Origin of the sequence: Enterococcus sp. DIV0660C, assembly GCF_017316125.1 — a bacterium.
In the GTDB taxonomy this organism is placed as follows: Bacteria; Bacillota; Bacilli; order Lactobacillales; family Enterococcaceae; genus Enterococcus_B.
Window position 1 is genome coordinate 51,130 of record NZ_JAFLWA010000021.1, and the last position, 9,845, is coordinate 60,974.

The 9,845-nt window shown below is 36.9% G+C and carries 11 protein-coding genes and 1 other RNA gene; 10 read left to right on the plus strand and 2 right to left on the minus strand.

From position 1 onward, the window contains the following. The first annotated feature begins 97 nt into the window (after positions 1 to 97). Together DOK81_RS06700 and DOK81_RS06705 are read left to right on the plus strand one after the other, a co-directional pair. Positions 98 to 433, plus strand: a complete 336-nt coding sequence (locus DOK81_RS06700) for a zinc ribbon domain-containing protein YjdM (protein ID WP_206909515.1) — start codon at positions 98 to 100, stop codon at positions 431 to 433. A 75-nt stretch (positions 434 to 508) separates the two neighbouring features. After that, complete coding sequence (locus DOK81_RS06705) at positions 509 to 1,213, plus strand: zinc metallopeptidase (protein WP_206909517.1); 705 nt, start codon at positions 509 to 511, stop codon at positions 1,211 to 1,213. A gap of 51 nt (positions 1,214 to 1,264) precedes the next feature. Here DOK81_RS06705 and DOK81_RS06710 read toward each other — a convergent pair whose 3' ends face one another. Then, positions 1,265 to 2,803 (minus strand): helix-turn-helix domain-containing protein, encoded by a 1,539-nt coding sequence (locus DOK81_RS06710; RefSeq protein WP_206909518.1) that lies wholly within the window; start codon positions 2,801 to 2,803, stop codon positions 1,265 to 1,267. Between the two features lie 463 nt (positions 2,804 to 3,266). Between DOK81_RS06710 and DOK81_RS06715 the strand changes: the two genes are divergently transcribed. Then, entirely contained in the window at positions 3,267 to 3,812 is a 546-nt protein-coding gene (locus tag DOK81_RS06715) for a TetR/AcrR family transcriptional regulator (protein WP_206909519.1), read from the plus strand. 85 nt (positions 3,813 to 3,897) lie between these two features. After that, positions 3,898 to 4,233 (plus strand): hypothetical protein, encoded by a 336-nt coding sequence (locus DOK81_RS06720; RefSeq protein ID WP_067482472.1) that lies wholly within the window; start codon positions 3,898 to 3,900, stop codon positions 4,231 to 4,233. Positions 4,234 to 4,306: 73 nt separating this feature from the next. Here DOK81_RS06720 and DOK81_RS06725 read toward each other — a convergent pair whose 3' ends face one another. Further along, positions 4,307 to 5,179, minus strand: a complete 873-nt coding sequence (locus DOK81_RS06725) for a helix-turn-helix domain-containing protein (RefSeq protein WP_206909520.1) — start codon at positions 5,177 to 5,179, stop codon at positions 4,307 to 4,309. A gap of 126 nt (positions 5,180 to 5,305) precedes the next feature. On the opposite strand from DOK81_RS06725, the gene tadA reads away from it, so the two are divergent. From tadA to DOK81_RS06755, 6 genes are all read left to right on the plus strand, one after another. Continuing rightward, positions 5,306 to 5,803: a tRNA adenosine(34) deaminase TadA gene (tadA, locus tag DOK81_RS06730; protein ID WP_206909521.1), complete on the plus strand. Its 498-nt coding sequence runs from the start codon at positions 5,306 to 5,308 to the stop codon at positions 5,801 to 5,803. A gap of 40 nt (positions 5,804 to 5,843) precedes the next feature. Beyond that, positions 5,844 to 5,928, plus strand: an RNA gene (ffs, locus tag DOK81_RS06735) — signal recognition particle sRNA small type. Between the two features lie 357 nt (positions 5,929 to 6,285). After that, entirely contained in the window at positions 6,286 to 7,671 is a 1,386-nt protein-coding gene (locus DOK81_RS06740; RefSeq protein WP_206909522.1) for a bifunctional metallophosphatase/5'-nucleotidase, read from the plus strand. A gap of 88 nt (positions 7,672 to 7,759) precedes the next feature. Beyond that, positions 7,760 to 8,404 carry a YutD family protein gene (locus DOK81_RS06745; RefSeq protein ID WP_242589939.1) on the plus strand — a complete coding sequence of 215 codons (645 nt, stop codon included), beginning with the start codon at positions 7,760 to 7,762 and terminating at the stop codon, positions 8,402 to 8,404. 2 nt (positions 8,405 to 8,406) lie between these two features. Continuing rightward, positions 8,407 to 9,171: a TIGR01457 family HAD-type hydrolase gene (locus DOK81_RS06750; RefSeq protein ID WP_206909525.1), complete on the plus strand. Its 765-nt coding sequence runs from the start codon at positions 8,407 to 8,409 to the stop codon at positions 9,169 to 9,171. Continuing rightward, positions 9,172 to 9,816 (plus strand): TIGR01906 family membrane protein, encoded by a 645-nt coding sequence (locus DOK81_RS06755; RefSeq protein WP_206909527.1) that lies wholly within the window; start codon positions 9,172 to 9,174, stop codon positions 9,814 to 9,816. Positions 9,817 to 9,845 lie beyond the last annotated feature (29 nt).

Genomic DNA, 9,845 nt, shown 5'->3' on the forward strand with positions numbered 1-9,845 from the left:
TTACTCTTTTTTTGTACAAAATTCACAAGCACTCTTTTCAAAGGCTCTTTTTTTCGTTACAATGATGCTCAATAATAGATTTTAAAGGAGAAAGAAGATGACATTACCAAATTGCCCAACTTGTGGGTCTGAGTATACTTATGAAGACAGAGGATTATTTATTTGTCCAGAATGTGGCCATGAATGGAGCGCCGAACAAATAGAAAACGTGGAAGAAGGACTTGTTGTGCTTGACGCAAACGGAAATCCTTTGACAGAAGGTGACAGTGTCACAGTCATCAAAGATTTAAAAGTCAAAGGTGCTTCTGGCGCAATTAAGCAAGGAACAAAAGTCAAAAATATTCGTTTAGTTGAAGGCGACCATAATATTGATTGCAAAGTTGATGGCTTTGGTCCAATGAAGTTAAAGTCTGAGTTCGTTAAGAAAAACTAAAAGCTTCAAAGTCTCTTCACATTTTTTTCTCTCTTCTCATGGTAGAATAAAGAAAATGAAAAGGAGTGAGCTTAAATGTATGGGTTCTACAATTTTTTTGATCCAACGTTTATCTTAGTCATCATCGGGTTAGCCATTTCAGGAATCGCTTCGGCATATGTCAACAGCACATTCAAGAAATATGATAAAATCCGTAGCAAAAATAATGTAACAGGAACACAAGCTGCACAATACATTTTGAGCAGTCAAAACATCCAAAACGTTGGCGTTCAACCAATCGCTGGGAATTTAACAGATAATTATAATTCAGGGAATAAAATGCTAAGCTTATCACAAGCAACAGCGCAATCGACTTCAGTTGCTGCAATTGGTGTAGCTGCCCATGAATGCGGTCACGCAGTCCAAGATGCTGTTGGGTATGCACCGTTAAAAATTCGTGCAGCATTGGTTCCAGTAGCTAATTTTGGCTCTGCAATTTCGTTGCCATTGATTATGGTTGGCGTTTTGTTTAGTTGGAATTATACGTTAATCCATATCGGGATTTTCGCTTTTTCATTGGCGTTGTTATTCCAATTAGTGACCTTGCCAGTTGAATTCAATGCGTCAAGACGTGCGTTACAGATATTAAGTGAGGGTGGCTTATTGACTGAAGACGAAGTGCCAATGGCGCGTCACGTTTTGTTTGCGGCAGCATTGACTTATGTCGCTGCAGCGCTGGCAACCTTCTTACAGTTACTCCGCTTGATTCTGTTGTTTGGCGGAAATAACCGTCGAGACTAAAGGCTAACTAGCAAAGCAATAGATAAAAATAAAAAAGAAGCACCGCTTTTGTCAATTGATAAAAGCCGGTGCTTCTTTTTGCTTATGTGCCACAGGTAGCAATGTTTGCTTTGAATTGCGTTGTGTTTTTTTGTCATAGAGTGTCTGGATAAATAGGACAAGTTTTTGCCAGCTGATTTCTTCATTTGTTAGATCCCAGTAAAAAGAAGGCGTGGTTTGCTGTGCTGCTTCAAACCAATCAGTAACGATTAAGTCCGCGTTTTCTGGCGAAAAGGTGAGAAGAATTGTTTCATGATTGAACAATTTTTCCAAACGATTTTTTAGATGATAGTTGCCAGTTAGAGTCTTCGTCATTTTTAAATAGATCAAAAGTTGTGTATCTGTCTCAGAGCAAACCAATTGATAAATCAGCGAACTCAAGTAATGAATAACGTGAGCTGAACGCAACCTCGTTGGACAAAGAGCACTGATTTCTTTGAGAATCGATTGGAATTGGACATCATCTTCTGATATCGGTTCTGTCACAACAGGGAAATAAAGTGTGTGAAATTCAATGATTGATTCTCCTAATAATGAAACAAGTGTAAGCGCAAGGGTGATGAAATAGTGATAGAAGGCGAGTTTTTCAGTCGTCTCAATTGTCGGGAAATACTTAGTTAATCGAATAGTTAATTTTTGTGCGAATTGACAAAAAGGATGGTCCACTTGTCTGAAATATTTACCGATGAGTAGTTTTTGTTGCACATGTATCCAGCTGGGGAAGAAACAAAGAACCATGAAATTGAACACGAGTAATTCGTTCTCAGCATGTTTTTCAGATTGTTCCATTGTCATGTTTTTAAACGAACCAGAAAAATCATATGTGTGAAAGAGTAGCCTCAGTAACTTTTGAATATCGCTTGTGGGGGCTTCTAAGAAAGAAGCTTGCTTGATTCTAAGTTTGAACACCGCATAGAGCAAATAAATATTTTTTTGCTCCGTTTCAGAATGAGTGGAAAGCTGGAACGCATCTGACAAAGTGATTTCCTGCTTCATAGCGGCTAAATCAATCGTCGTAAACGGCCATTCAGTTCCTTGAAAAGCATCAGATAGAAATATGTATAGGTAGATTCGGATCAATTGTTCATCCCCAGATAAAGTGTAACAATTATTTGAGGAAATAATTTGTAGGTGAAATTTTTTTAAGTCCTTATTGATTCGAGTAGTTAATTTTTCTAAGTAAGAAGAAGAAATATATAATTTTTGGCTCAACTCTTCCTTGGCGACGGAAACATCAGGGCTGTCCATCAAAAGTAATAAGTAATTAAACCGTTGTGATTCACGTAAAAAGACTAATTTCAAGCGATAAAATACTTCCATTTTTGTTTCTTCGTAGTCTTCACTGATTTGAATCTCTCCTTTATGATTCGAGTAAATAAACGTATGAAATTCAAATAACTGACTAATTGCTTGGTTAAGTTTTCGTATCAAATCTTTCACTGTGCGTTTGGGGATCACGAGTTTATTTGAAAGATCTTGTAAGGAACATGTATCACTTTGGATAATTTCATAAAGAACGAGTAGCTCCTTTTTTTTTGCATCAACTAACATTAGAAACTCCTTTCTCCTAAATATGTACAGGATAGGCCATAAAGTGTGAGTGGTAAGTGTTTTTATACTATGTTATTCTCACAGGGTATTAGACCGTGATAATATAACTTGTTATTTTAAGGTTATTGTTTAGTTGTTTATTCTATTGTTTATGTCCAAGCGCGTTTTGTCAAGTTAGAAAAAAGTAATGAAATTTCTTTTAGACGTATGAAATATAACACTATAGTCAAGCTTGATATGAATGGTTTATTGGCTATGTTCTACCGAATCATCCTAGTCACAGGTCTATTACGTGAGATGACAGCTACTATTTTATTGGATGATTGATGTTATATTTATCATAAAAGATAGCGACTTTTTCTATACGCTTTCCCCCTACATAAAGTTACGCAGGATATTGACAAAGAATCGTTAGAGAAAATATTACTGTGAAGAATAAAATCAAATGAAAAGGGTGAAAGAAATGGGTAGAGTAACCAATTTTAGTAAAGAATATTTGCTATTTAAAAGTATGGTCTATGCAGAAGAATTTGGTTTGCATTCGATTACTGCTAGAAAATTAGCTGCGTATTGTGGCTGTTCAACATATCCGATTTATGCACATTTTGATTCTATTGGCGTATTAAAAGAAACGATTATCGACGAGATCAAGAAAAGCTTTGAAAAATATTTAGACACTTATCAGATGACTGACTTTTTTAGTATTGTTCACTTGTTGAAAGAATTTTTTGCAGTGAACGAAAGCGTTCGTGGAATCGTTTTCCAATCTGATTTAGACTTAGCTGCTTTATTCAAAACAAGTTTTAAAAACCATCTCAAGGAGCATACTAGGGTTAATGAGGTTTATTTAGTTGAGCTTTTATGGTTGAATATTTTAGGAAGTTTAAATTCTGACGAAAATTCTCGTGAGTTTTATGAAACAATGACAACCATCTGGAGTAAGTTAGCCGAACTAGATGATGATTTACCAGAAGTTTTAACGGATATTCGTTTAGTTGCAGCTAAGTAATGGTGATTCATGAGTCGAGTGTAATAGTTCGTTTATTTTTTTGTCTATGCTATGATAGAAGTAGATAAAAAGGAGCTGAAGACTTATGAAAACATCAACAAAAGTAACAATTGGTTTAGGTATTATGGCAGCTGCCGGCGTAGCAACTACAGCAGTTGTGTCAGGTAAAGTGGTGGAAAAAATTCGTCATATGTCTAATCGTTGCAAAGTCAAAAAATTTGTTAATGATAAGTTTGACGGAAACGAAAAACTGTTAGGTTTAGTTGACGACTTATCTGATAGTGATTTGGACTCTTTGATGGGTGTTTTAGAAAAAATCAAAAAAGGTCGTAAAAAAATCTCTGTTTATGGCGATACACTGAAAGATTCAACAGATGATCTACGCGAACGTTTGATGACTTTAGTTGACAAGATCATGTAATTTTTTGCGTTAAAAAAGTATAATAAAAAAGTGAGCATTGGGCTGATTTGGTCAGTTACAATGCTCACTTTTTTTAATTTTTTTTCTGTATAGGACGTTTTTGAATGATTAGAAGATAACAAAAAAGGAGATCATTTGCTTGCTTTAAATTGAAGCCAGTTGCTTCTTGAAATTTTTCTATCCGATATTTCAACGTATTGCGGTGAAGAAAAAGATTTTTAGCAGCAGAACTAATATTTCCTAAATGGTTCCACAATGCGAGGATAATTTCTTCCATATCCATTTCCTCAAGCAAACGCTGATAAGTTTGGACAAGTAAGTGATCTTTGATTCCTTCTGTTGTAAAGTAATGAAGAGCAACATCTTGTAAGGAAAACACCGCTTGGCTATTTTGTGGGGAACGTTTTTCTGTAAGAAAAATTTTCCTTTCTTCGGCAAATAATGTTCTAAAATCTTGTGAAGGCTCATGAAAAGCGCCGACAAAAACATTTGTTGTAATCTCAAAGTCAATATCTAATGTTTGAAAAATACCATTGAGCTCAGAGGCAGGGAGAAAATTTTTTCCTTTAGGCTCAATCAGTAGTGCGTCTTGCTCGCTATAAAAAAAGAAATCTGCAGGTTCATAAAACATGGCTAATAGTGTTTCTTGCCATTCTTGTTGCAAAAAATCATCATTTGCTGAAACATGTAATTGGATGATTCGATAGGAACGATCCAGTGTGAGCACTTGTTGTTCAAATAAATAATGGTACCAAGGATGATTTTTTGGATTAGTTGCCATCGGGAATAACGCTTTCAAAAGACTGATTTCAGATGGAGATAACGATTTTTTTTCAAACCAAAGAAAGGCATCTCCAGTAGCCAAAGAAAGAATGCTTGGTGATGCGGAAGGAAATTCTTTTAGTTGGGCAGTTGGATATAACTCTAATAATTGTGCTTGGTTCATTTACTTCACCTCATCGCTATTTTACCATAAAAAACGTTGACGAAAGGGAGCAACTAGTTACAAGTTTTTTTTAATATGGTAAAGTTATGCTGAAGAAAATAATGAAAGAAAAAGTGAGGGAATTCATTGAACGAAGAACAGCTATCACAACAAGAAAAAGAAAAATGGATGCGCCTCGCCCTTGAAGAAGCCAAGAAAGCGGAACAGTTAGCGGAGGTTCCAATCGGTGCAGTGGTGGTTTTAGATAATCAAGTAATTGGTCGCGGGCATAATTTACGAGAAACAACGCAAGACGCCACAACTCATGCAGAGATGCTTGCAATCAAAGAAGCGTGCGCAACTGTGGGTAGTTGGCGTTTGGAAAAAGCACAGCTATTTGTAACACTGGAGCCTTGTCCAATGTGTAGTGGTGCAATGATCTTATCACGTGTCAAGGAAGTTTATTTTGGGGCTTATGATCCAAAGGGTGGAACGGCCGGAACGTTGATGAATTTATTGACGGATGAACGCTTCAATCATCAAGCAGTAGTAGAAGGCGGTATTTTGGAAGAGGAATGTGGAGAAGTTTTGTCAACATTCTTCCGTCAGTTGCGTGCGAAAAAAAAGAAATTGAAAAAAAGCTAGTCAGAATGAAAAAAATGCGGTATACTATTTCTTGCCGAAAGGCTAGGACAATGGTGGGCTTATGAAGCGTGTCAGATCCGGAAGGAAGCAGCACTAAGTAGGCTCCACCATGTGTCTGAATAAAAATAGCTGATTGATGAACAGGGATGCGATGCCTGTTTTTTTTTTGTCCAAAAAATAAGTGGACCAACTAAATGATAGAGATAAACGTGTGCCAACTGCTTCTTTTGAAGTCAAAGGCACGCTTTTTTATTTTTTTTATCAAAAAAGACCAGCCTCAATAGAAAGAATGAGGCTGGCAAGGTTGGAGGTAAAGAATGAAAAAATGAATGTTTTGGGAATGACTTAATAATAACTAGGTTAGCTTAAAGAAACCATAAACGCTTTTTTATTCCATTTTTCTGAAGTAAATAGTACTCAGAATTATTATTGGAAGAAAAAAATAGCTCTGTGGTATGATGATCGGGAAGAGAGGCGAGAAGATGGAAAAAATAATGTTATTACACACGAATGATCTCCATTCACATCTGGAAAACTGGCCCAGAATCAGACGCTTTTTAGAGCAACGGAAACGCGAAAGTGAAAAGAAAGTACAGACAACGACTATTACCGTGGATTTAGGAGATTTTGTTGATCGGTGGCATCCGTTATCGGAAGCAACGAACGGTCAAGCCAATGTTTTGCTGATGAATGAAATTGGTTACGATGCCGCAACGATTGGCAATAATGAAGGTGTTGGTCATTCAAAACAGGAGTTGAATCATCTATATGATGAAGCTAATTTTGATGTTTTATTAGCAAATTTATTTGACAAACAAACATTGCAACCGCCAGCATGGGCGAAGCCATACAAGATTATTGAAACGAAGCAACAGACAAAAATCGGTCTGATGGCATTCACAGCACCTTTTCCTTTAACATATAGTCCAAACGGCTGGGATATCCGAAACCCCTATGATATTTTACCTGAAATGGTGGAAGAATTACGACCAAAAGTCGATGTTTTAGTGTTGATGAGTCATCTGGGTATTCAAGATGATAGCCAAATTGCAAGAGAGTTACCAGCAATAGATGTTATCTTAGGTTCCCATACACATCATCTCTTTCCTAATGGGAAAGTGGTCAACGGCGTTCAATTAGCCGCGGCTGGTCGTTATGGTCAGTATGTAGGAGAAGTCCAATTGACGTTAGATGAGAATAAAAAAATTGTGAAGCATTCTGCACAAGCAATTCCAACCGAGTCGTTGACAGTTTTTCCTGAAGATGCGCAAGAAATTGCTAGTTATTTGGCAGAAGGGCATGCTCTTTTGAAAGCTAAAAAAGTCGCTGATCTACCATTTCCCCTAACGATGGAAGTTTTTGGTGAAGAACCCTTTATTCAATTAGCATTAGAAGCAATCAAAGAACGTGGAAAGACGAAGGCGGCAATTTTGAATAGTGGCTTGTTTTTAACGGATATACCAGCTGGAATTGTCAACCAAGATGAGCTACACACTGCGTTGCCACATCCAATGCACTTATTAAATGTAACAGTTAAAGGATCAGATTTGATTCGATTAATTTTGGAAATGGAAAAAAATCGCAATTTTTTACGTAACTTTCCTATGAATGGGATGGGTTTTCGAGGCAAAATATTTGGACAAATCGTTTATAATGGCATTACCTACGATGAAGTAAATCACCAAGTGCTGTTTCAAAATCAACCAATCAATGAAAAAGAGCGCTATACGTTTACAACCGTTGACCATTTCATGTTTGTGCCGTTTTTCCCAACGATTGAAATTGCCGGCGAAAATGAATTTCTGTTTCCAGAATTTATTCGTAGTGTCGTGGGTGATTACTTGAAAGCTCACTACCCAATCAAATAAAAACAAGGTATAATGACTAGGAATAGGTGGTGAAAGTATGTCTGCAAAATCAAAAGAAAAGAAACAGCAGCCAGTTGCAAGTAAAGAAATGAAAGAAACACCTGTAGCAACAGCTGAAAGTGAAGCAACAAATCTTGTCACAGATGAACTAACGAATGCTTTAGAAGAAATCGTTGAAGAAAAGCCTAAAGCAGAAAAAATCAAAGGGGAGCTTGTGACACCTTTAGATGATAGTAATTTTTTAGTTGGTGATCGACAATTTCGTCTAGTAGCCAATCACCGTGAAGGATTTGACGCACAAAAACTTGGCGAGCGATACAGTGATGTGTTATCTCGTTATGATTATATCGTTGGGGACTGGGGCTATGAACAGCTTCGCCTGAAAGGATTTTTCCGTGCAGACAATCGACGTGCCCATCCGGATCAACGGATTGATTCATTAGAGGATTATCTTTATGAATACTGCAATTTTGGTTGTGCCTATTTTGTTATCGAACGCATAGGTGGGGGAGACAAAAAGGAAAAGCCAACACAACGTCGTAAAAAGAAAAAAAATTACAATCAGACAGCGTATATTGATGAAAAGAAAGGTCCAGTATCTTCTAGTCATAAGAAACCTGTCATTAAAAAACGTAAAGAAGCACCAAAAAAAGCGACTGCTGCGAAAGAATCAGTCCAGCAACCAGCAAATGAAAAAGCGAACTTTACGATAAGAAAAAGAAAAGAGTCGTGAGTATGAGTTATAAAGGATATTTGATTGATTTAGACGGAACGATTTATCGCGGAACAGAACCAATTCCGGCAGGAAAACGTTTTGTCGAGGAATTACAACAACGTGAGTTACCCTTTTTATTCGTTACGAATAATACAACGAAAACCCCTGCTACAGTTGCCAAACGGCTAGCAGATGAATTCGATATTCATGTCGCAGCTGAAACTGTATATACAGCAAGCTTAGCGACGATTGATTTTATGTTAACCGATGGAAAGGGTAAGAAGGTTTTCGTTATCGGAGAATCAGGATTGATTGACTTGATATTGGAAGCTGGATTTGAATGGGAAGAAGAAACCCCAGATTATGTTGTTGTGGGGTTAGATAATTATTTGACTTACGAAAAAGTGGTGACAGCAACCCTTGCAATTCAAAAAGGGGCAACTTTTATTGGAACAAACCCAGACAAAAATATTCCTACAGAACGTGGATTGCTGCCAGGGGCAGGTTCAGTGGTCTCCTTCGTCGAAACAGCTACGCAAACAACGCCAATTTATATTGGTAAGCCAGAAGCAATCATCATGGATAAAGCAGTAAAAATCTTGGGACTCCAAAAAGAGGAAGTAATCATGGTTGGTGATAACTATGAAACAGATATCCAAGCAGGTATCCAAAATGGTATTGATACATTGTTAGTTCTATCAGGGTTTACCAAAGCTGAAGATGTACCTCATTTACCAGCTCCACCTACGTTTATCAAAAATTCTTTAGATGAGTGGCAGTTCTAAATGGGCAAGCGTAAAGGACAATGGCTTGAATTTTTAGGGTTGACTAGCTTATTTTTGACCTTGATCAGTTTAGCGATTGCCTTGACTATCAACTTTCGACCGCTCTATGTATTTGATATCAATTATTTGCATATTTTGCGGTACACGTCTCTTGATCAGCAAACGTTACTTCAAAATTTCGATGAATTGATGAAATATTTGAATAATCCATTTCAATCTGTACTGAGTTTGCCAGATTTTCCTGTTTCGGCCAGTGGCGCACATCATTTTCGTGAAGTACGTGCTCTTTTTTTCATTGATTATGCTGTGTTACTAGTCACGTTGATACCAAGTAGCTTGTTTGTTTTTTCGTTATGGAAAAATAAACGTTTCTGGCGATTGATACGTCCGTTTCAATTTGGGATGCTTGCGCCAGTAGTTATTGGATTTTTTATGTTAATCGGTTTTGATCGATTTTTTATTGTTTTTCACGAAACATTTTTCAATAATGACGACTGGTTGTTTGATCCGCGAACTGATCCAATTATCAATGTGTTACCAGAAGCATTTTTTATGCATAGTTTTGTTCTCTTTTTTATTTTACTTGAGCTCTTTTTCGCTTTTTTCCTATTCCTTGGAAAACATGAGTTAAGGAAGAAAAGATAACCATTCAGCAAGAAACACCCTCAAAGATA